General features: G+C 72.2%; 22 protein-coding genes, 1 other RNA gene and 1 pseudogene. 16 read left to right on the top strand and 8 right to left on the bottom strand.

The genetic code is table 11. The annotated features are described in order from the left end of the window. Window positions 1-58 precede the first annotated feature (58 nt). The 5 genes from ACFXPL_RS08205 (at window position 59) to ACFXPL_RS08185 (ending at window position 5,162) form a co-directional block, all read left to right on the top strand. On the top strand, window positions 59-1,096 hold the full coding sequence (locus ACFXPL_RS08205) for an ABC transporter substrate-binding protein (RefSeq protein WP_384914400.1): 1,038 nt from the start codon (window positions 59-61) through the stop codon (window positions 1,094-1,096). Window positions 1,097-1,259: 163 nt separating this feature from the next. Then, complete coding sequence (locus ACFXPL_RS08200) at window positions 1,260-2,114, top strand: Nif3-like dinuclear metal center hexameric protein (RefSeq protein ID WP_384914397.1); 855 nt, start codon at window positions 1,260-1,262, stop codon at window positions 2,112-2,114. Further along, window positions 2,111-2,854 (top strand): zinc ribbon domain-containing protein, encoded by a 744-nt coding sequence (locus tag ACFXPL_RS08195; protein ID WP_384914615.1) that lies wholly within the window; start codon window positions 2,111-2,113, stop codon window positions 2,852-2,854. Before ACFXPL_RS08200 ends, ACFXPL_RS08195 begins: the two co-directional genes overlap by 4 nt. Before the next feature lie 7 nt (window positions 2,855-2,861). Then, on the top strand, window positions 2,862-4,220 hold the full coding sequence (locus ACFXPL_RS08190) for a bifunctional RNase H/acid phosphatase (protein ID WP_384914393.1): 1,359 nt from the start codon (window positions 2,862-2,864) through the stop codon (window positions 4,218-4,220). Window positions 4,221-4,277: 57 nt separating this feature from the next. Then, entirely contained in the window at window positions 4,278-5,162 is an 885-nt protein-coding gene (locus tag ACFXPL_RS08185) for a GNAT family N-acetyltransferase (RefSeq protein WP_384914390.1), read from the top strand. 118 nt (window positions 5,163-5,280) lie between these two features. Here the strand turns inward: ACFXPL_RS08185 and eda are convergent, their stop codons facing one another. The 4 genes from eda to ACFXPL_RS08165 form a co-directional block, all read right to left on the bottom strand. Then, entirely contained in the window at window positions 5,281-5,910 is a 630-nt protein-coding gene (gene eda / locus ACFXPL_RS08180; protein WP_384914387.1) for a bifunctional 4-hydroxy-2-oxoglutarate aldolase/2-dehydro-3-deoxy-phosphogluconate aldolase, read from the bottom strand. 149 nt (window positions 5,911-6,059) lie between these two features. After that, window positions 6,060-6,875, bottom strand: coding sequence for a peroxide stress protein YaaA (yaaA, locus tag ACFXPL_RS08175; protein WP_384914384.1), 816 nt, complete (start codon window positions 6,873-6,875; stop codon window positions 6,060-6,062). 105 nt (window positions 6,876-6,980) lie between these two features. Then, complete coding sequence (locus ACFXPL_RS08170; protein ID WP_384914381.1) at window positions 6,981-7,649, bottom strand: hypothetical protein; 669 nt, start codon at window positions 7,647-7,649, stop codon at window positions 6,981-6,983. Then, window positions 7,646-8,434, bottom strand: coding sequence for a MerR family transcriptional regulator (locus ACFXPL_RS08165; protein WP_384914379.1), 789 nt, complete (start codon window positions 8,432-8,434; stop codon window positions 7,646-7,648). The genes ACFXPL_RS08170 and ACFXPL_RS08165 overlap by 4 nt, the downstream gene beginning before the upstream one ends. Window positions 8,435-8,522: 88 nt before the next feature. On the opposite strand from ACFXPL_RS08165, the gene rnpB reads away from it, so the two are divergent. Then, an RNA gene (gene rnpB, locus ACFXPL_RS08160) (RNase P RNA component class A) lies at window positions 8,523-8,950 on the top strand. A 379-nt stretch (window positions 8,951-9,329) separates the two neighbouring features. Next, window positions 9,330-9,634 (top strand): annotated as a pseudogene (locus tag ACFXPL_RS08155) (transposase); the annotation flags it as partial. Window positions 9,635-9,714: 80 nt separating this feature from the next. On the opposite strand, the gene ACFXPL_RS08150 reads toward ACFXPL_RS08155, so the two are convergent. Next, window positions 9,715-10,722, bottom strand: a complete 1,008-nt coding sequence (locus tag ACFXPL_RS08150) for an SDR family NAD(P)-dependent oxidoreductase (protein WP_384914376.1) — start codon at window positions 10,720-10,722, stop codon at window positions 9,715-9,717. A gap of 85 nt (window positions 10,723-10,807) precedes the next feature. Here ACFXPL_RS08150 and ACFXPL_RS08145 point away from each other — a divergent pair, with 85 nt between their 5' ends. Continuing rightward, on the top strand, window positions 10,808-11,716 hold the full coding sequence (locus ACFXPL_RS08145) for a LysR family transcriptional regulator (RefSeq protein WP_384914373.1): 909 nt from the start codon (window positions 10,808-10,810) through the stop codon (window positions 11,714-11,716). Between the two features lie 307 nt (window positions 11,717-12,023). Here ACFXPL_RS08145 and ACFXPL_RS08140 read toward each other — a convergent pair whose 3' ends face one another. After that, window positions 12,024-12,281 (bottom strand): DUF6479 family protein, encoded by a 258-nt coding sequence (locus ACFXPL_RS08140; protein WP_384914371.1) that lies wholly within the window; start codon window positions 12,279-12,281, stop codon window positions 12,024-12,026. Window positions 12,282-12,560: 279 nt separating this feature from the next. Between ACFXPL_RS08140 and ACFXPL_RS08135 the strand changes: the two genes are divergently transcribed. After that, the gene (locus tag ACFXPL_RS08135; protein ID WP_384914368.1) at window positions 12,561-12,887 is read left to right on the top strand and encodes a plasmid stabilization protein; all 327 of its coding nucleotides are present in this window, start codon (window positions 12,561-12,563) and stop codon (window positions 12,885-12,887) included. Window positions 12,888-13,071: 184 nt separating this feature from the next. Beyond that, window positions 13,072-13,647, top strand: a complete 576-nt coding sequence (locus tag ACFXPL_RS08130) for a Dps family protein (protein WP_384914365.1) — start codon at window positions 13,072-13,074, stop codon at window positions 13,645-13,647. Window positions 13,648-13,818: 171 nt separating this feature from the next. On the opposite strand, the gene ACFXPL_RS08125 is transcribed toward ACFXPL_RS08130, so the two are convergent. Continuing rightward, window positions 13,819-14,784, bottom strand: a complete 966-nt coding sequence (locus ACFXPL_RS08125; RefSeq protein ID WP_384914362.1) for an LLM class F420-dependent oxidoreductase — start codon at window positions 14,782-14,784, stop codon at window positions 13,819-13,821. A gap of 340 nt (window positions 14,785-15,124) precedes the next feature. Here ACFXPL_RS08125 and ACFXPL_RS08120 point away from each other — a divergent pair, with 340 nt between their 5' ends. The 4 genes from ACFXPL_RS08120 (at window position 15,125) to ACFXPL_RS08105 (ending at window position 18,585) form a co-directional block, all read left to right on the top strand. Next, window positions 15,125-16,351, top strand: coding sequence for a cytochrome P450 (locus ACFXPL_RS08120; RefSeq protein ID WP_384914358.1), 1,227 nt, complete (start codon window positions 15,125-15,127; stop codon window positions 16,349-16,351). A 142-nt stretch (window positions 16,352-16,493) separates the two neighbouring features. Continuing rightward, complete coding sequence (locus tag ACFXPL_RS08115) at window positions 16,494-17,714, top strand: cytochrome P450 (RefSeq protein WP_384914355.1); 1,221 nt, start codon at window positions 16,494-16,496, stop codon at window positions 17,712-17,714. Window positions 17,715-17,716: 2 nt separating this feature from the next. Continuing rightward, the gene (locus tag ACFXPL_RS08110) at window positions 17,717-18,367 is read left to right on the top strand and encodes a TetR/AcrR family transcriptional regulator (RefSeq protein ID WP_384914352.1); all 651 of its coding nucleotides are present in this window, start codon (window positions 17,717-17,719) and stop codon (window positions 18,365-18,367) included. Window positions 18,368-18,384: 17 nt separating this feature from the next. Then, complete coding sequence (locus tag ACFXPL_RS08105; protein WP_384914349.1) at window positions 18,385-18,585, top strand: ferredoxin; 201 nt, start codon at window positions 18,385-18,387, stop codon at window positions 18,583-18,585. Between the two features lie 161 nt (window positions 18,586-18,746). On the opposite strand, the gene ACFXPL_RS08100 is transcribed toward ACFXPL_RS08105, so the two are convergent. Continuing rightward, window positions 18,747-19,511 (bottom strand): SDR family NAD(P)-dependent oxidoreductase, encoded by a 765-nt coding sequence (locus ACFXPL_RS08100; protein WP_384914345.1) that lies wholly within the window; start codon window positions 19,509-19,511, stop codon window positions 18,747-18,749. Between the two features lie 139 nt (window positions 19,512-19,650). Between ACFXPL_RS08100 and ACFXPL_RS08095 the strand changes: the two genes are divergently transcribed. Both ACFXPL_RS08095 and ACFXPL_RS08090 read left to right on the top strand, forming a co-directional pair. Beyond that, the gene (locus ACFXPL_RS08095; protein WP_384914342.1) at window positions 19,651-20,160 is read left to right on the top strand and encodes a MarR family winged helix-turn-helix transcriptional regulator; all 510 of its coding nucleotides are present in this window, start codon (window positions 19,651-19,653) and stop codon (window positions 20,158-20,160) included. Window positions 20,161-20,241: 81 nt separating this feature from the next. Next, window positions 20,242-20,952, top strand: a complete 711-nt coding sequence (locus tag ACFXPL_RS08090; protein ID WP_384914339.1) for a response regulator transcription factor — start codon at window positions 20,242-20,244, stop codon at window positions 20,950-20,952. The last annotated feature ends 8 nt before the right edge of the window (window positions 20,953-20,960 follow it).

The following is a 20,960-nucleotide window of genomic DNA, read 5'->3' as shown; positions in this document are numbered from 1 at the left end:
CGAAGAGGACGACGCTTAGGGTAAGGCGACCCTAAGTGACCTTGTCAGGAGCTTGAAGATGTCCGTAAGACGCCGTGGTACGGCCGCCGTCGTCGCTCTCGCCGCCGCACTCTCCCTCGCGGCCTGCGGCAGCGACGACTCCTCCGACAGCGCAGCCGGCTCCGGCGACGGAGGCGGGAAGAAGGCGGCCGTCGCCACCGGGGGCAAGGACTTCGCCGACGCGGCCAAGAAGACCGCCTCGTACGGGAGCGACGCCAAGGCGGGCGAGTTCCCCCGCACGATCACCCACGCGATGGGCACCACCGAGCTCAAGAAGCGCCCCGAGCGCGTCGTCGTGCTCGACGTCGGCGAGCTGGACAACGTCGTGTCGCTGGGGGTGGAGCCGGTCGGCTACGCCCCGACCGAGGGCGACGCCTCGCTTCCCGGCTACCTGGAGAAGGGCGCGGGCAGCCCGAAGAACGTCGGCACGATCAACAACCTCAACCTGGAGGCCGTCGCCGCCCTCAAGCCCGACCTGATCCTCGGCAGCCAGCTCCGTGCCGCGGACAAGTACAAGGCGCTCTCGGCGATCGCCCCCACGGTCTTCTCCATCCGGCCCGGCTTCACCTGGAAGGAGAACTACCTCCTCAACGCCCAGGCGCTGGACCGCACCGCCGAGGCGAAGACCGCCCTGGCCGCGTACGACGAGAAGGCGGCAGCCCTCGGCAAGGAGATCGGCCCGGACAAGCCGACCGTCTCGATGGTCCGCTACATGCCGGACCGGCTGCGGCTCTACGCGAAGGCGTCCTTCATCGGCACGATCCTCGACGACGTCGGCCTGCCGCGCCCCAAGAACCAGCAGATCGTGGACCTGGCCGTGGAGATCAGCCCGGAGAAGATCGACGACGCGGACGCCGACTGGATCTTCACCGGGGTCTACGGCGACCCGGAGAAGACCCAGCGCGACAGCGCACGCTCCAACCCGCTGTGGAAGAACCTGAAGGCCGTCAAGGACGGTCACGCCAAGGACGTCGACGACGAGACCTGGTACCTCGGGCTGGGCGTGACGGCCGCCGAGCTGGTCCTGGACGACCTGCGCGGCTACCTCGTCAAGTAGCCGGGCGCGCGGCCGGCCGGCCGCGACCGGAAGGGGCGCGGGCGGGGCGAGGACGGGGCGCCGAGCCGAAGGACCGGGGCGAGCGGGTGCGCGGCGGGGCGGGGTACCGGCGGTATCCACAGGCGTGGTGGGCGCGACAGCGCGGGCAGGTAGCCTTTGCTCCGTGCCTCCAGTCCCCTCCGCGCCCCGTCTCGCCGACGTACTCGCCGCGCTCGACGCCCTCTGGCCCCCCGAGCGGGCCGAGCAGTGGGATGCCGTCGGCACGGTCTGCGGCGATCCCGACGCCCCGGTCACCCGCGTCCTGTTCGCGGTCGACCCCGTCCAGGACATCGCCGACGAGGCCGTGCGGATCGGCGCCGATCTGATCGTCACCCACCACCCGCTCTATCTGCGCGGTACGACGACGGTCGCGGCGTCCACCTTCAAGGGCCGCGTCGTGCACACCCTCATCAAGAACGACATCGCGCTGCACGTCGCGCACACCAACGCCGACAGCGCCGACCCCGGCGTCTCCGACGCCCTCGCCGGCGCCCTCGACCTGCGGGTCGTACGGCCCCTCGTCCCGGACGCCACCGACCCCTCCGGGCGGCGCGGCCTCGGCCGGATCTGCGAGCTGGACCGCCCCGCCACCCTCCGCGACTTCGCCGCCCGTGTCGCGCACCGGCTGCCCGCCACCGCGCAGGGCGTCCGCGTCGCCGGCGACCCGGACGCCCTCGTCCGTACGGTCGCGGTCAGCGGCGGCTCGGGCGACAGTCTCTTCGACCAGGTCAGGGCGGCGGGCGTCGACGCGTTCCTCACCGCCGACCTGCGCCACCACCCGGTCTCCGAGGCCACGCAGCACAGCCCGCTCGGGCTGGTCGACGCCGCGCACTGGGCCACCGAATGGCCCTGGTGCGAGCAGGCCGCCGCCCAGCTCGACGAGATTTCCGACCGCCACGGCTGGGACCTGCGGGTCCACGTCTCGAAGACGGTCACCGACCCCTGGTCAGCCCACCACTCCTCAGGAGCCCCCAACTGAACGCCGCGCCCGCAGACCAGATCCGACTCCTCGACGTCCAGGCCCTCGACGTACGGCTGTCGCAGCTCGACCACAAGCGCACCTCGCTGCCCGAGCACGCCGAGATCGAGTCGCTCACCAAGGACCTCGCCCAGCTCCGTGACCTGCTGGTCGCCGCGACGACCGAGGAGAGCGACACCGCCCGCGAGCAGACCAAGGCGGAGCAGGACGTCGACCAGGTGCGCCAGCGCGCCGTACGGGACCAGCAGCGCCTGGACTCCGGCTCGGTCACCTCGCCCAAGGACCTGGAGAACCTCCAGCGCGAGATCGTCTCCCTCGCCAAGCGCCAGGGCGATCTGGAGGACGTCGTCCTGGAGGTCATGGAGCGCCGCGAGTCCGCGCAGGAGCGCGTCGCCGAGCTGACGGAGCGGGTCTCCGCCGTCCAGGCCAAGACCGACGACGCCGCCGCGCGCCGGGACGCCGCCTTCGCGGAGTTCGACGCCGAGACCGCGACCGTGACCAAGGAGCGCGGCATCGTCGCCGGTTCCGTCCCGGCGGACCTGCTCAAGCTGTACGAGAAGCTCCGCGTCCAGCAGGGTGGGGTGGGCGCGGCCCGGCTCTTCCGGCGCCGCTGCGAGGGCTGCCAGCTGGAGCTGAACATCACCGAGGTCAACGAGGTCAAGGCAGCTGCCAGGGACGCGGTGCTGCGCTGCGAGAACTGCCGCCGCATCCTGGTCCGTACCGCCGACTCGGGGCTGTGACCCACTGATGCGGACGTTCATCGTCGAGGCCGACGGCGGCTCCCGGGGCAACCCGGGACCCGCCGGGTACGGCGCCGTCGTCCTTGACGAGACCACCGGCGAACCGCTCGCCGAGGCCGCCGAGTACATCGGTGTCGCGACGAACAACGTCGCCGAGTACAAGGGACTGGTCGCCGGGTTGAAGGCCGCGAAGGCGCTCGACCCGGAGGCGCGGGTGCACGTCCGGATGGACTCCAAACTCGTCGTCGAGCAGATGTCGGGCCGCTGGAAGATCAAGCACCCGGACATGAAGCCCCTGGCCGCCGAGGCGGGACGGATCCTCCCGCCGGACCAGGTCACGTACGAGTGGATCCCGCGCGAGCGGAACAAGCACGCCGACCGGCTGGCCAACGAGGCGATGGACGCGGGCAAGCAGGGCCGCCGGTGGGAGGCGTCGGCCTCCATGGCGGCCCTGGACACGAGCGCGGCGCGCTCGGCCGCCTCCGCCTCCGCCGCTCTCCCCTCCGGGCCGCCCGGGGACGCCGCCGCGGGCGCGGCGAAGGCCCGCGCGGCGCTCGCCGGCGAGGGAGCCGAGGCTGACGCCACGGCGGCCGTCGGGCGTGCCGCACAGACGGAGCTGTCCGTGGCGGGCACGGCCGCACCGACCGGCCCCCGCCCCGCCGCCGGTGCCACCCGCGCGACGGAGGACGTCCCGCTCTCCTCCGAGTCGTCCTCGTCCGTCGGCTGGGGTGACGCGGACCTCGGCGCCCCCGCCACGTTCGTCCTGCTGAGGCACGGCGAGACCGCCCTCACCCCCGACAAGCGCTTCTCCGGCAGCGGCGGCACCGACCCCGAGCTGTCGGCCATCGGCCGCCGCCAGGCCGACGCGATCGCCACCGCGCTCGCCGCGCGCGGCACCGTCCAGGACATCGTCTCGTCCCCGCTGCGCCGCTGCCGCGAGACGGCACAGGCCGTCGCCGACCGGCTCGGTCTCGACGTACGGATCGAAGAGGGCCTGCGCGAGACGCACTTCGGCGCGTGGGAGGGCCTGACCTTCGGCGAGGTGACGGAGCGTTACCCGGACGACCTGACCGCGTGGCTCGCCTCGCCCGACGTCGAGCCGACCGGCGGCGGCGAGAGCTTCGCGACGGTCGGACGGCGCGTCGCGGCGGCCCGTGACGCGCTGCTCGACCGGTACCGGGGCCGTACGGTCCTGGTGGTCACGCATGTCACCCCCGTCAAGGAGCTGGTACGGGTGGCCCTCGGAGCCCCGCAGGAGTCGCTGTTCCGGATGGAGCTGTCGGCGGCGTCCGTCTCGGTCGTGGCGTACTACGCGGACGGCAACGCGTCGGTGCGGCTCTTCAACGACACCTCGCACCTGCGCTGACGGCCTCGCCTCAAAAGGCGTGGCCCCGGCCGGGTCCGCTGTAGGACGATGGCCGCCATGAACTGGCAACTGACCGGCGACGTCGATGAGTTCCGCCGGGCGGCGGACCCCTACCTGGCGGCCGATGCCGCGCGTCACACCATCCTGCTCACGGTCAGCGAAGCGCTGCGGACCGGCGGCGGGGCGGCCCGCGCGGCCGACGCCGGACCCGTACGGTTCGGCTGGTGGCGGGAGACCGCGAACGCCCCGGTGACCGGCGCCTTCGTGGAGACCCCGCCGCACCCGCCGTTCCTCGGCACGATGCCGGCGCGGGCGGCGGCCGAACTGGCCCGGACACTCGCCGGGACCCCCGCGGAGAACGGCACCCCGCCGTCCGGTGTACGGGGCCGGGTCGCCGACGTCGAAGCCTTCGGCGCCGCGTGGACGCCCCGGCGGTCCGGGGAGACGAACGCGCCCCCGTACCGGCTCTCCGACGGCATGCGGCTCTTCCGGCTCGGGGAGCTGACCCCGCCGGACCCCGCGCCCGAGGGCCGCGCCCGGTACGCGGGAAGCCAGGACGTCCCCCTGGCGGTGGAGTGGCTGACGGCGTTCGCCGAGGAGATCGGGAGCCCGCCCGGCACCGAGCGCACCGCCCGGACGGTCGCCCGGATCGAGGAACGGCGGCTGCTCCTCTGGGAGGTGGACGGCGTTCCGGTCTCCCTGGCCGGCCACGCCCCGCTCATCGCGGGGCAGATCCGCGTCGCCCCGGTCTACACCCCGCCCGCCCACCGCGGCCGTGGCTACGCGGCGGGGGTGACCGTCGCGGTCAGCGAGGCGGCCCGGCAGACGGGCGCGGGCGAGGTGCTGCTCTTCGCCGACAACGCCAACCCGACGGCCGGCGCCCTGTACCAGCGCCTGGGTTACCGCCCGGTCGAGGAGTACGCCACGGCGGACCTGGCCTGAGCCGCCCGGAACGGCCCGCGACGCGGATCAGTCGCGGGCCACGACGCGGATCGGGACGCGGACCAGGGCAGCGGATCAAGAGGGGCGGATCCAAGAGGAGCGGATCAGGAGGGGCGGGTCAGGCCCCGCGCTTCCCGCCCAGCGCGGCGGCCTCACGCGCCAGCGCCTCGACCCGGCTCCAGTCCTTCGACGCCAGCGCGTCCGCCGGGAGCAGCCACGTACCGCCGACGCAGCGCACGTTCGGCAGAGCGAGGTAGTCGGGCGCAGAGGCGGGGGTGATGCCGCCCGTGGGGCAGAAGCGGGCCGCGGGGAGCGGGCCCGCGAGGGACTTCAGGTAGGGCCTGCCGCCCGCCGCCTCCGCCGGGAAGAACTTCATCTCCGTCACCCCGCGCTCCAGCAGCGCCACGACCTCGGACGTCGTCGACACCCCCGGCAGGAACGGCACGCCCGAGTCACGCATCGCGGTCAGCAGCGTCTCCGTCCACCCCGGGCTGACCAGGAAGCGCGCGCCGGCGGTCACCGCGTCGGTCACGGCGCCCGGCGTGATGACCGTGCCCGCGCCGACCACCGCGTCCGGCACCTCCGCCGCGATCGCGCGGATCGATTCCAGCGCGGCGGGCGTGCGCAGGGTCACCTCGATCGCGGGCAGCCCGCCCGCGACCAGCGCGCGGGCGAGCGGTACGGCGTCGGCGGCGTCGTCGAGGACGACGACGGGGATCACGGGTGCGAGGTCGAGCACGGAGGTCATGGGGTCATCCTGCCGCCCACCCCCACGATGCGCAATGCCCGTTGCGCAGAGTGCAACGAGGGGGCGCGGTGCGGGGGTGCCATGCCGGGGGTGCTATGCCAGGGGTGCCATGCCGGGGGTGCGATACGCCGACATCGAACCGGCCGCCGTCAGTGGATCTCCGAGACGACGACATCCAGCGCCCAGGGCCGCCCCGCCCGCGCCGGAGCCGTCGCCTCCACCACGTACCCCAGCTCCCGTACCGTCTCCACCAGCCGCTCGGGATCCTTCGGCCGGGCGCCCGCGGTCAGCAGATCCCGCACGAGCCGGCCCTTCGTCGCCTTGTTGAAGTGGCTGACCACCGACCGCTTCTCCACGCCGGTCACCGGATCGGTCTGCGCGTGCAGCACCCGTACCGTCGCCGTACGGCTCGCCAGTTCCCCCTTCGGCTTCCACGCCGTCGCGTACGCCGACGACCGCAGGTCCAGTACGAGCCCGCCCCCGGCCTCCTCCGCCGCCTCCGGCAGCGCCGACTCCATCGGCGCGCGCCAGTACGCGCCCAGCGCGCCGAGGCCCGGCAGCTTCACCCCCATCGAGCAGCGGTACGAGGGGATGCGGTCGCCGATCCGTACCGCGCCCCACAGCCCGGAGAAGACCAGCAGCGACTTCCCCGCCCGCCGGCGCGCGGCCGGGTCGAGCGTGGCCAGGCCCAGCGCGTCGTACAGCACGCCGGTGTAGATCTCCCCGGCCGGCCGGGTGCCCGCCGTGCGCAGCTCCACGTTCTTGGCGATCTCGCCGCGCAGCCCCTCGCTCAGCCCGAGCACGTCGCGCGCCTTGTCCTGGTCGGCGGCGCACAGCTCCACCAACTCGTCCAGTACGGCGGCGCGCGCCCCGGCCAGGCCGGGCAGCGACAGCGACTCCGGCTTCAGCGGAGCGCCACGCCCGGAAGCGGCCTTTCCTTCCGACGGCGGCAACAGCACGAGCACGGTGGTTCTCCTCGGCGGGACGTGAACGGTACGGGGCGGCAGGGAGCGCCCCTCGCGTCAGCGTAGGTGAACGCGGCCCTTCCGCTCTCCCGCTCCTGCCCGCTCTCACCCCCGTACACCCGGGGACGGCGCCGGCGGCAGCGCCTCCCTGAGCGCCTTCACCAACTCCTCGGGAGAATCGGCGTGGAAGCGGATCACCTGTGCCCGGCCGGTCGCGCCGAGCGGCCGTACGAAGGGGACGGGCGCCGCCAGCTCCACCCGTACGGACGTCTGGCTGCCCACGACGAGATCCAGCACCCCGCCGCCGTCCGCGCCCGCCTCCCCGTCCCCCTCCGCCGGGGCGTACTGGAGGAGCCCGCCGTCCGGGAAGCGCCGGTCGACCCGTACGGAGGCGATGGCCGCCGCCGGGATCCGCAGGTCGAAGAGCGTGCCGTAGCGGATCCGCAACGACCCGTCCGGGGCCAGTACATGGGGCCGCGTCACACAGCCCGCGTGCAGCGCCAGCACCGACACCACCGCGTACACGTCCAGTACCAGGGCGATCAGATGCACCAGCGGCCAGGGGATCAGCAGGGCCAGCGCCACCGTCTCGACGACGGCGACGAACAGCAGCCCGTACAGCATCGCCGTCTGCGGCCCGGTGTACGGCGCCGGTCGGTCGCCCGCGTCGACCCCGTGCGTACGTCGCGCGGCCCAGCGCGCGAGGCTGCCCCAGCCCCGTACCTCGCCCGCGGCCAGCCGCCGTACAGCGGTGAGCCGTCTCCGGCGCTTCACGACGCCCGCCCCCGTACCCGCTCCGCCAGCGACTCCATGGTCCGGCGTACGACCTGGGCCTGCGCCGGGCCGAACTCGGCGAGCAGGGCGTCCCCGAACCCGTCGAGGGACGGCCCGTCGCCGGCCGGCACCGCGGCCAGGATCTCGTCGGTGGCGAGCGCGGACAGTTCGTCCGCGAGAGGGCCGATCCTGGGGTCGTCGGGCGGTGCGTCGGCGAGTTCGTCGAGCCGCCGGTAGAGGCCGAGGGTCTCAGGAGCGGTGGCGAGGGAGTGCAGCGCGTCGTACAACGTCCCGGCGCCCTCGGCCTCGCCCACCCGCCGATCGCCCGCTGCCTCGCCCCTGCCGGCGTGCCGGTCGAGCAGGACGAGCAGCGCGCGGTCCGTGGCGGCGGCGGGTGAGTCGACGGCGGGCAGGGAGTGCAGGAACCGCGCGAGCCCGGGGGAGAGCGGCCCGTCGGCGGTCGGCGGCGACTCCATCAGCTCGGCGAGCCGGCGCCGCCGGGCCCGGATCTCCGCCTCCTGCCGGGCCAGATCGGCGTCCAGTTCGCCCAGCACCTCGGTGAGTTCGCGCCCGGCGTCGTCGGCGAGGACGTCCCGCACCTCGTCCAGGGAGAGCCCCAGCTCGGTCAGGCGCCGGATCCGGGCCAGGAGAATGGCGTCCCGGACCGAGTAGTCGCGGTAGCCGTTGGGCCGGCGCGCGGGCTCGGGCAGCAGGCCCACGTGGTGGTAGTGGCGTACCGCACGGGAGGTGACCCCGATGAGGGCGGCGATCTCGGCGATTCTCATGGGGTCAGTACAAACCCTGACGTCGCGGCAGGGTCAAGTCGCGGCCGAGGCCGGTGGCTCCGCCGGGTACGATGGCCAGTACGGCAGACGAGCCGGGCGGACGGCCGCGTCAAGATCTTCGATCTTGCCGAGGAACGTCCGGACTCCACACGGCAGGGTGGTGGGTAACGCCCACCCGGGGTGACCCGCGGGACAGTGCCACAGAAAACAGACCGCCGGGGCTGTGCTCTTCTCGAAGAGGGCGGTCCCCGGTAAGGGTGAAACGGTGGTGTAAGAGACCACCAGCGTCCGGGGTGACCCGGACGGCTCGGTAAACCCCACCCGGAGCAAGGTCAAGAGGGGTCGTCGTTCCGCGAGGAACGGCGTCCCTGCGCGGACGATCGAGGGCTGCCCGCCCGAGTCCGCGGGTAGACCGCACGAGACCGGCGGCAACGCCGGTCCTAGATGGATGGCCGTCTCCCCGGCCGCCGCGAGGCGACCGAGCGACAAAATCCGGCGTACAGCCCGACTCGTCTGCCGCCACCTGCGGCTTTATCTCGGAAGGGGCCTCTGACCTGCGTCGGAGGCCCTTTCTGATCTTTCAGCGGCTTGCCGCTTTAGACGGCGAAGAATCCCTCGGAAGTCCCTTGGACAGAGCTGAAAGTCCCTGGGAAGTCCCAGGAGCGGAGGTGCCGGGGGTGCCGCTGACCAGGGGGTCCGAGGCGGCTTGAGGGCCGATTCGTCGGCGCGGAGGTCCTGCCACGGGGCAGTGAGTTGCCCCGTGAGAGCGTCCTCTCTGTCAGCCTTTGCGGGACGCCCGGGCCGAGGAAGTCGTCCTCGCCGTTTCCGAACTGGTCACCAACGCCATCCGACATGGTGCCGGGGCTGTCGGACTGCGGGTGAAGTGGGCTGAAGATCCCGGTGCGCGATCGGCTCCGTCAGTGTCCGGGCGCTCAAAGGGGGCAGCTGACGGGACCGAATTCGACCGACCGCGGCAAGAAGGGATCGCAAATCCACCTCCGCGTCGACCGCCACGGTCCGCCCCTGTCGATCGGCATCTCCGCCGCCGGCCTCCACGACAGCCAGGCTCTCATCCCGCTGGTCCGCGGCATCCCGCCCATCCGCTCCCGTCGCGGCCCCCGACGCCAACGGCCCGACAAGCTGCACGGGGACAAGGGCTACGACTACCGGCACCTGCGGCGATGGCTCGCTTCCCTCGGCAGCGGTTGATGATCGAAAGCAGCGTCCCCATGGGGGATCCCACGGAGCGGGTCTGCGTACTCCGGCGTTGTCAGGGTGTGTCAGGTTCGCAGGCCGCCAGAGGCGGTGAGGTGCTCTCCGGTGACCCATGCGGCGTCGTCGGAGGCGAAGAAGACCGCCGCCCGCGCCAGATCCTTGGGCTGACCGATACGGCCCAGGGGGGTGCGCCCGATCATGTCCGTCTCGGCGTCACTGCCGATGAAGCCGGCCGCGTGGATGCCTTCCGTCTCCACACCGCCGGGGGCCAGGGTGTTCACCCGGATTCCGCGAGGGCCGAGCTCGGCGGCCAGGACTCGCGTCAAGGCATCGACGGCGCCCTTCGTCGCGGCGTACACCGACATCCCCGGCACCGCGCGGGCGCTGTCCAGCGATCCGATGTTGATGACCGACCCGCCGTCGGACCCGAAGTACTTGAGGGCCTCCTGGATCGTACGGATCGGTCCGGTCACGTTGACGGAAAGCTGACGGTCGATCTCCTGCTGCGTGACGGTCTCCAGCGGCTGTGCGTGATAGACACCGGCATTGTTGACGAGGATGTCGAACCGGCCGTACGCGTCCACGGTCCTGGCGAAGAGGCGCTCGACATCCGCGGGCACCGACACGTCGCCCCGCACGGCGATCGCGGTCCCCCCTCGCGCCTGGATGTCCTGTACCACCCGCTCGGCGCCGGCGGCACTGGAGGCGTAGTTGACCACGACCGACGCTCCGGCCGCAGCGAATTCCCGCGCGATGCCCGCCCCGATGCCCTTGGAAGCACCCGTCACGAGCGCGACCTTTCCCGCCAGTCTCGAATCGGCGTTCTTCGGCGATACCCCGTCGCCGCGGCCAACACCTGTCTGATTTGCCATGATTGCCCCTCCCGTCCATGTTGGTGAGCGTCCGGGTGACGCGGGCCGCAGGGGCAACTGCCCGGGATCGGGACGATGCGTTGTCGAACAGAACCCGCCGGGCGGCCTCGCCGCCACGGGCCCCTCACAGGCACGCCCGTACCGGCTCTCGCCCTGATGGCCACCGCTTTCGGCGGCGGCGATCCACCGGACATGCGCCACGGTAGGATCCGCGAGACATAGAGACAAATAGTGTCAGCGCATACTTGAGATTGGCATTGCCTATGTCACCGGGAGGTGGAAACGGATGAACCTGCGGCAGTACGAATACGCTCTGGCTGTGGCCGAAGAAGGCTCCATGACAGCGGCTGCTGAGCTTCTGCGCGTCACACAGCCGTCCTTGTCGCAGCAGATCGGCGTTCTGGAAAAGCACCTCGGTGTGCAGCTGTTCACTCGGACATCGGGCGGGGTCACAGTGACCATGGCCGGACGCGCCTTCCTCGCCGAGGCAGAGATCGCGACCGCTGCGTCCCGCAGAGCCGTCCTGGCTGCCCGTGCCGCCTCCGGGGAACTGGCCGGTGAACTCATCATCGCCGTCCACATGGGCCTGGGAGCACGACAGCTCCCTCTGGCACTGGGCCGGCTCCGCCACCGCCACCCGAAACTCCAGGTCATTCTCCACGAGGAGCCCGATCCGGCGGATATGGAACGGCTGGCCCGCCAGGGAACGCTCGACATGGTCCTCGTCCACCGCATCCCCACCGGCTGCACATTCGACATCCACCCCCTGGGCGAGGAGACCTACGTCGCTGTCCTGCCCGAGGGACACCCGCTCCTCGCCAGCGACAGGGCCCTGCGCGTGGCAGACCTTGCGACACAGGGATGGGTGCGCTTCCGCCGCGCCAGCCTGCTCGACGAATACCTCGCCCGCCTGCTCGCCGACGCGGGCATCAGCCCGCCCACGGTGGCCCGAGCGTCACAGATCTCCACCGCCGTGCGACTGGCAGCCCAGGGCTTGGGCGTCACCGTGGTTCCGGCATCGGCCGTGCCCGAAAGCTTCGAACAGCTAGCCCGCCCGTTCCTGCCTTCCCTGACCGAACCCGTCATCGTCGGTACACGCCGCCACCCAGGTTCGGCGGAGGCAGCCGTGCTCGACCACCTCCGTCAGCAGAACTGGTGCGGCACCAGCCTCCTCGCCCCGCATACCGCCCTCTGAACCAAGGGCCTCACCGGTCGTCGGCCGCGTGCTTGTCCCGGAGGGGCCGTAGGCCGCCGGGCAGGTCGGGGAGCTGGAAGGAACGCCTGTTCGGCGCCGGTCCAGGAGAACACCTCCAGCAGCTCCTCGGGCAGGTCCACCCTCTCCAACGCTGGAGAGCACGCGGTATCGGATGTGGGGGCAGGTGTTGCCTCACCTCGGCGAACTGGCGCTCAGGGACATCGGTGTCGCCGAACTCCGGAAGTGGTCCGCAGCTCTCCATGGGGAGCGCCCGGGGAGCGTCGACCGCCGTCGCTGTCAGCTTCCGTCATCGGTTGCCGAAGGAACCCCCGTCCCTGCCCTTCTGCTCCTCGGACGGCTCGGAGACCTCGCCGGGCGGGCCGCCCGGGGGCCGCGTCGGCTGCTCCTCGGGCAGGGGCGGGCGGGGCTGCCGGGCCCGGACGCGCCGGCCCAGCACGAACGCGCCGATGAGGACGCCGACCACCACGACGCCGAAGACGAGCGGAAGAAGCACCACCGCTCCGGACGACGCGGCGTACGTCATTGCCAGTGTGTCGCTGTTCATGGCGACCGGCTACCCGCGAATCCCTCACCCAGCCTCCCGGTCGGCCCCGGCCCTCCTCGGGCTGACTCGTCCGGCCGTCTCCCTGTGGCGTGTCCAGGCCCGGGCGCGTGGAGTGGGGGCAGGACCCGTCGGGCCCGACCCGTGATGTCCGTGACGCCCGTGATGTGAGAACCCGCCGGCCGTGGGTACGCGTTGCGGACGCCGGAGGCACGGCACCGGGAGGCGGACCGACCCCAGGCAGCCCGTGAAAGGGGCCGCCCGACCGTGAGGAGAAATGTCATGCCGAGTGGTTCCAGCGCCAAGCGCGAGCGCCAGTACGAGCACGTCAAGGAGGGCGCCGAGAAGCGTGGCACCTCCGCCGGACGCGCGAAGGAGATCGCGGCGCGGACGGTGAACAAGGAACGGGCCAGGGCGGGGGAGTCGAGGACCGCGAGCAGGACTTCCCTGCGCGACCCGAAGTCGCCCTCGCAGCGTGGTGGTCAGCGCTCCCACAGCGGGGCCGAGGGGCCCACGAAGGACCAGCTCTACGCGGAGGCCAGGAAGCGTGGCGTCGAGGGCCGTTCCTCGATGACCAAGCAGCAGCTCGCCCGGGCGCTCGGGCGCTGAGCCGGCGTTCTCCGGCTGATGGTCCCGGTACGGCTTCCGCGTGGAGGCGTCGGCCGGGACCGGTGCGGTGTGGCTGCGGGGAGGGGCGGGGTGTGGCGGCGGGGGGCCGGCGCGGGGTTTGGGTGGGCGAGCCGGTGGTACCCGATGGGGCGAACCGAATGAGGCCGACAAGAAGGGAAACCTCATGACATCGGAGAACGACCCGCGGTACACCGTGCCGGGTATGACGGCCTCGGAGGGCGGCGAGACCATCCAGTTGCTCAGGATGCGGCTGCACGCTCTCAACGATCTCGCCCTGACCCTCAAGCACGTCCACTGGAACGTCGTCGGGCCGCACTTCATCGCGGTGCACGAGATGCTGGACCCGCAGGTGGACGCGGTGCGCGTCATGGTGGACGAGACCGCCGAACGCATCTCCACCCTCGGCGGCTCGCCCGCCGGGACCCCGGGCGCCCTGGTGCGGGAGCGCGCCTGGGACGACTACGCCGTCGGCCGGGCCGAGGCCATCGAACATCTCGGGGCGCTGGACGTCGTGTACGCGGGCATCGTCGCCGACCACCGGCAGGCGGTCGGAGCGGTCGACAAACTGGACCCGGTCAGCCAGGACATGCTGATCCAGCACCTCCGCAGCCTCGAACTCTTCCAGTGGTTCATCCGGGCGCATCTGGAGAGCGCCGGCGGCAGGCTGAGCACCCGGAGCGAGACCACCGAGGTCGACGCCGCCGCCGCGGCGCGGAAGCAAGCACTCCGACAGCCCTGAACCGAACCGCGGCCTTCCACCCTCCGGCGCCGGCGGGAGACCTCCGGCCCCCGGTGGGAGAGGCGGCCAGGCGCCAGGACAGCGGGAGTACCGGAGAGACACCGGCGGGGCGGGCGGCTGGACAACGGGCGGCCGGGGAACAGGTGGTCGGGGAGCCTCGGGCGGGGAGCCTCAGAGTGCGCGCAGCGCGGGCAGCAGCGTCTTCTCCGACCAGTCGAGGAACGGTTCCTGGTGGTCGCCGCCGATCTGGATCAGCGCGATCTCCGTGAAGCCCGCCTCGATGTACGGCTGCACCGCCGCGGCGAAGACGTCCGGATCGCTGCCGCACGGAATGGCCTCGGCGATGTCCTCAGGGCGCACGTGACCGGTGGCCCCGGCGAACGCCGCCGGGTTCGGCAGCTCCGAGTTCACCGGCCAGGGGCCGACCGCCCAGCGGAACTGGTCGTGGGCGCGGGCGACGGCCGCGTCCCTGTCGGTGTCGTAGCAGACCGGGAGCTGGCCGACCTTGGGCTTTCCCGTACCGCCGTGGGCGTCGAACGCCTTGAGCAGTTCGCCCTTGGGCTCCGTGGAGATCACCAGATCGGCCAGCCGCCCGGCGAGTGCGCAGGAACGCTCCCCGGATACCGCGATGCCCAGCGGCGGCGGTTCGTCCGGGAGGTCCCACAGTTTGGCGTTGTCCACCTCGAAGTGGGTGCCCCGGTGGTTCACGGCGCCGCCGGCGAACAGGGCGCGGATGATCTCGACGGCTTCTTCGAGCATGTCGATCCTGGTCGGCGCGGAGGGCCAGCCGCCGCCGGTCACATGCTCGTTGAGCTGTTCGCCCGAGCCCAGTCCGAGGCGGAAGCGGCCTTCGGACAGCAACTGCATCGTCGCGGCCTTCTGCGCGATCACCGCCGGGTGGTAGCGCTTGGTCGGGCAGGTCACGTACGTCATCAGGGGGATGCGGGTGGTGGCGTGGGCCGCCGCCCCGAGGACGCTCCACGCGTAGGGGGCGTGCCCCTGGGAGTCGAGCCAGGGGGAGGAGTGGTCCGAGGTCACGGAGAAGTCGAACCCGGCCCGTTCGGCACCGACCACATGCTCCACGAGCGCGCGCGGCCCCGCCTGCTCCGTCATCATCGTGTATCCGAATTGCGCCATGCGGGGCGTTTAGCCGGTCCCCCCGGATCGGAAACCCCGCGCGGCGAACGGCCGCGTCCACATGGCGCGGAGGGTTTCGGGGGGAGGCGGTACGCGGCTGCCGGGAGGGGAGGCGCGGACCGGGCCGTGATTCTCGCCGGTGCTCGCCCCCTGTGCACCAGGTGCCCCCGACGGCCTTGCCGGCGCCCCGGCCCACGTCACGCGTCTGCGTCCCCTGGGTCCTGTGGCCGGTTCGCGCGGGTGGCGCGCGCATATTTAAGTCACATGCTTGACTTGGATTACGGGATGGGATTGCCTGACCGCACCGGAGGGACCGGTTCCGAGAAGAGCTGAGGGATCGATGACCAGCACGCTGAACCCGGCGGACGAGCACCTGGCCGCCGTACCGGCATATCCGATGGAACGCGCGGCGCGCTGCCCGTTCGACCCGCCCCCGGAGCTGCGGGACAAGCAGCGGGAGGGGCCGCTCGCGAAGGTCCGGCTGTGGGACGGCAGCACACCGTGGCTGGTGACCCGTTACGCGGACCAGCGCACCCTGCTCGGCGACCCGCGGCTCAGCGCCGACATCACCAGGCCCGGCTATCCGAGCAGCGCGCCGATCACCGGCAACGCGTCGATCGGGTTCATCCTGATGGACGACCCCGAGCACGCCCGGCTGCGGCGGATGGTCGCGGCGCCGTTCGCGTTCAAGCGCGTGGAGGCGATGCGGCCCGCCGTACAGAAGATCACGGACGACCTGATCGACAAGCTGCTCGCCGGTCCCGTACCGGTCGACCTCGTCCAGGCGTTCGCCCTGCCGTTGCCCTCGCTCGTGATCTCGGAACTGCTCGGAGTGCCGTACGGCGACCACGAGTTCTTCCAGGACAACAGCAAGATCCTCATCAACCGGAACGTGACGCCGGAGGAGCGGGCCGCCGCGTCCGGGGCGCTGATCGGCTATCTCGACGAGCTGATGAGCGAGAAGATCGCCCGCCCCGCCGACGACCTGCTGTCCGGGCTGGCCGCGAAGGTCGAGGCCGGTGTGCTGACCCGCTCCGAGGTGGCCCAGATGGGCGTCCTCCTGCTGATCGCCGGCCACGAGACGACCGCCAACATGATCGCTCTCGGCACGCTCGCCCTGCTGGAGAACCCCGGCCAGCTCGCCCTGCTGCGGGAGACGGACGATCCGGCGCTGGTCGCCTCGGCGGTGGACGAGCTGCTGCGCTACCTCAACATCACGCACAACGGGCGGCGCCGGGTGGCCCTGGAGGACATCGAGATCGCCGGGGAGGTGGTCCGCGCGGGGGAGGGGATCATCGTGCCCAACGACATCGCCAACCGGGACCCCGACGTGTTCGAGGACCCCGACCGGCTCGACATCCGGCGCGACGCCCGCCGCCACCTGGCCTTCGGCTTCGGGGTCCACCAGTGCCTGGGGCAGACGCTGGCCCGGATGGAGCTCCAGGTCGCGTACAGCACCCTCTACCGGCGCATCCCCGGGCTGCGTCTGGCCGGGGAGATCGAGAAGGTCCCGTTCAAGCACGACGGGTCCGTCTACGGCGTGTACGAACTCCCCGTGGCCTGGTGACCCGTCCCCGCCCTGCCCCGTCCCCGCCCCGCCCCCGTCCCGGCCCCGCCCCTGTCCCTGACGCGGCCCCCGCCCCTGACGCGGACGCCGCCCCTTCCCACCGCTCTTCCCCCAACCGTTCTTCCCTGACCGAGGAGACACGATGAGCCACAGCGAAGCCGACCAGGTCCTCACCTACCCGATCCCCAACGACGCGCCGCTGGACCCGCCGGCCGAGTGGGAGCGGCTGCGGCAGGGGTGCCCGGTGGCCAGGGTGAAGCTGCCCAGCGGGGACGAGGCGGCGCTGCTGACGCGGTACGACGACGTCAAACAGGTGCTCTCCGACCCGCGGTTCAGCCGGCGGCTCGACGCCGACGACGCGGCCCGGATCTCCGCCACCGAATCGGGCGGACTCTTCAACAGCGAGATGTCGGCCACGATCCCGCAGAGCGGCGCGGGGCACCAGCAGTGGCGGCGGCTGGTCGGCAAGTGGTTCACGGCCAAGCGCATGGCCGCGCTGCGCCCCGGCATCGAGGCGATGGCCGACCGGCTCATCGACGAGATGGTGGCGAGCGGCCAGCCCGCCGACCTGAAGGCCGCGCTGGGCTTCCCGCTGCCGGTGTGGGTGATCTGCGATCTGCTCGGGGTGCCCGAGACGGACCGGGACATGTTCTCCCACTGGTCCGACTCACTGCTCAACCTCACCCGCTACACCGAGGAGGAGGTCGGGACGGCGCACCGCGAGTTCACCGACTACATGGCGGCCCATGTCGCCGCCAAACGGGCCGAGCCGACCGACGACCTGCTCGGCGAGCTGATCGTGGCCACCGGCGCCGACGGCTACCGGATGTCCGACGAGGAACTGGCCGCCACCGGACTGGGGCTGCTGCTCGCGGGACACGAGACGACGGCCAACCAGATCGGCAAGATGGTCGCCATGCTGCTGGGCGACCGGCGGCTCTGGGAGCAGTTGCTCGCCGACCGGTCGCTGGTGCGCTCGGCGGTGGAGGAGGCGCTGCGGCTGGACGCCAGCGGAGGGATCGGCCTGCCGCGATACATTGGCGAGGACACCGAGGTCGGCGGGGTACTCGTGCCGCGCGGCACCACCGTGATGTGCAACATGAGCGCCGCCAACCGGGACGAGCGGGCCTTCGACAACGCCGGGGAGATGGAGCTCGGCCGCACCCCCAACGTCCATCTGGCGTTCGGCTCCGGGGCCCACTCGTGCCTGGGACAGGCGCTGGCCCGCACCGAACTGCAGGCCGTCCTGGACGTGCTGCTGCGCCGGCTGCCCACGCTGCGCCTCGCTGTCACCGTGGAGGAGTTGCCCAAGCTCGAAGGCCTGATGGTCGGCGGGCTGCGTGAAGTACCGGTGAGATGGTGAACATGGCAGGCAGGACGGTGCGGGCCGAACAGGTCAGCGCGACACGGGAGTCGATCCTGACCACGGCGGAGCAGCTGTTCGCCGAGCGCGGGGTGTACGCGGTCTCCAACCGGCAGGTCAGCGAGGCCGCGGGCCAGGGCAACAACGCCGCGGTCGGCTACCACTTCGGTACGAAGGCCGACCTGGTGCGGGCGATCGCCCGCAAGCACGCCGCGCAGATCGAACGGATCAGGGAGGAGCGGCTGGCCGACGCGGGCGACTCCACCGACGTCCGGACCTGGGTGACCTGCATGGTCTATCCGCTGACGGAGCACCTGGAGGCGCTGGGCAGCCCCACCTGGTACGCGCGGTTCTGCGCCCAGGCGATGACCGACCCCGCGCTGCGCGCCACCATGATCGACGAGTCGCTGACGTCCCCGGCGCTCCAGGGCATCGTGGAGGGCTTCAACCGCGCCCTGCCCGACCTGCCCGCCGAGGTGCACGCGGAGCGCGGGCTGATGGCACGGCATCTGATGGTCCACATGTGCGCGGAGCGTGAACGGGCGCTGGCCGAGGGGGCGGGCACGGTCCGCTCCTGCTGGCACGACGCGGCCACGGGCCTGGTCGACGCGCTCGTCGGCATGTGGCTCGCGCCCACCACGCACCGCCCGTAGGCGAGGGAGGAACGACCGTGAAGGTAACCGTCGACGAGGACAAGTGCTGCGGCGCCGGTACGTGTGTGCTGCTGGAGCCCGCGGTGTTCGACCAGCGGGACGACGACGGCGTCGTGGTCCTGCTCGAACCCCGGCCGGCCGCGGAGCTGTGGCCGACGGTCCGGGAAGCCGCCACCGTCTGCCCGGCCGCCGCGATCGCCGTGACGGAGAGCGAGTGAGCCGGGGCGCGTGACGGGCCGGGGCGGGTGACCGGGACGGAGTGAGCCGGGGCGGGTGACCGGGACCGGGTGAGCCGGGGCGGAGACGTTCGGACCGAACGTCTCCGCCCCTCGCGCTTCCCCGGGGGCACGTGTCGGGGAGCGGGGGACCGGACGGGAGATCAGACGGCGGACCAGCCGTTGTCCACGGGCAGGACGGCCCCGTTGATGTTGCTCGCCGCGTCCGAGGCGAGGAAGACGATCGCCGCGGCCTGCTCCTCGGCCTCGGCCACCTTGCCCGCGAGACCGAGGTACGGGGCGAGGGCGGCCGGCCCCTCGGCGTCGGGCCGGGCGTCGACCCGGATCTGCGTCGCGGTGCCGCCGGGCGCGATGGCGTTGGTGCGGATGCCCCGGGACCGGTACATCACGGCGAGGGACTTCGTCAGCCCGACGACGCCGTGCTTGGAGGCGGTGTACGCGGCTCCGGCGGCGCTGCCGCGCAGAGCGGCCTCGGACGCGCTGAAGACGATCGCGCCCCTGCCCGTGGCCAGCAGGTGCGGCAGGGCGGCACGGGTCAGGATGAACGGCGCCGTCAGGTTGACCCCGATCACCCGCTCCCACTCGGCGTCTTCGGTCTCGCCGAGCGCCGACATGCGGTCCATGACACCGGCGTTGTTCACCAGGACGTCCAGCCCGCCGAAGCTCTCCACGGCCGTGGCGACGACCTGGTCAGCCACTCGCTGGTCGCTGAGGTCGCCGACGACGGCGCGAGCCGTCCCGCCCTCGGCCCCTATCGCCTCGACGGTCTCGTCGGCGCCCTTCCGGTCCAGGTCCGCGACCAGGACCCGTGCGCCCTCCCGGGCGAAGTGGAGGGCCGTGGCGCGGCCGATCCCCGATCCCGCTCCGGTGACGACGACACTGCGTCCCTGAAGGCCAGTGGTGCTCATGGGGGTGCCCGCTTTCTTCCTGCCGATAGAGTCGGGTGGTCCTGGGCGGGCGCGCGGTACGGTGGGCGCCCGCTTGGTTGAGTCAGGCAAGCATATTTGACTTACTTGAGTCAAGCAAGCAGATGATAAAGTGGGGCACATGCCCACACCGCCGCGCACCGCCGTCCCCGTCTCGGCCGACATCATCGAGATCGAGCGCGCCCTCACCCACATCTCGTACCTGACCAACCGGGTCCGCCAGCACGAGCGCCTCATGGCGCTGGCCGGCGTCTCGCTGGACCGCGCCGCCGTCGCCCTCCTGCGGGCGATGGCCGACTCCGACGCCCTGCGCCCCGGCGAGCTGGCCGTACGGCTCGGTGTCGAGGCGTCGCACATCACCCGCCAGGTGCAGCAGTTGCAGAAGACCGGTTACGTGACCCGCGTCCCTGACCCGGACGACCGCCGGGCCCAGCGCGTCCAGCTCACCCCGGTCGGCCGGGACGCGATCGGCCGGATCCGCGACGCGAGCCGCCGGGGCATGGAGATGGCCCTGGGGGAGTGGTCGCCCGAGGAACTGCACCAGCTCGCCACCCTCTTCAACCGGATGGTCGACGACTTCCTCAGCAGCGCCGCCGAGGAGGACGACGCCGGGGCCCCGCCCACCGCCTGAACGCCGGGGACGTACCCATGGCGGCGGAGAACGATGGTCCACGAGACGGCGGCCCACGGGCCCTGGACGAACGGTCGGTCCATGTACGGGAATGTCAGTGAGGAACCGTCGACGACCCGCGGGGCCGGCCGACGCGTCCTCATCGTCGGCGACGACTCCGGAACGGTCGAACTCCTCTCCACCACCATGGAACTCGCGGGCTTCCGCACCGGAACGGCCGGCTCCGGCCAGGAGGCACTGTCACGGCTCGGGGAACACCCCGCCGACCTCGTCGTCGTCGACCTGACCATGCGCGACCTGGTCCACAGCAGCGGCTACCCCAGCATCCCCGCCGCCGACCGCCCGCCCCTGCTCTTCCTCGCCGCCCTGGACAACCTCGACTCCCTGGCCCCCGGGGTCGGCACGGGCGCCGCCGACTACGTCACCAAACCGTTCCGCATCGCCGAGGTCCTGGCCAGGGCCGAGACACTGCTGCGCACCCGCGGCGCCGAGGGCCGGCGGCCGGGGACGCCGCGCTACGGCGACCTCACCCTGGACGACGCCACCTGCCGGGCCCGGCGCGGCCGGCGCACCCTCGACCTCACCCCCGCCGAGTACCGGCTGCTGCGCCACCTCCTCGTCCACGCGGAACAGGTCCTCTCGAAGGAACAGATCCGCCGCCACGTCTGGGGTGAGGACCGCGCCGACAACGCCATCGAGAAGCTGGTCTCCCGTCTGCGCCGTAAGGTCAACCAGGAGGACCCGCCGCTGATCCACACCCGCAAGGGCTTCGGCTACTGGCTAGGCCACTGAGATGAGAC

Source organism: Streptomyces sp. NPDC059092, assembly GCF_042756365.1.
Lineage (GTDB): Bacteria > Actinomycetota > Actinomycetes > Streptomycetales > Streptomycetaceae > Streptomyces.
Note: the sequence above shows the minus strand (reverse complement) of the source record. Positions and strands in the feature narration are given on the sequence as shown.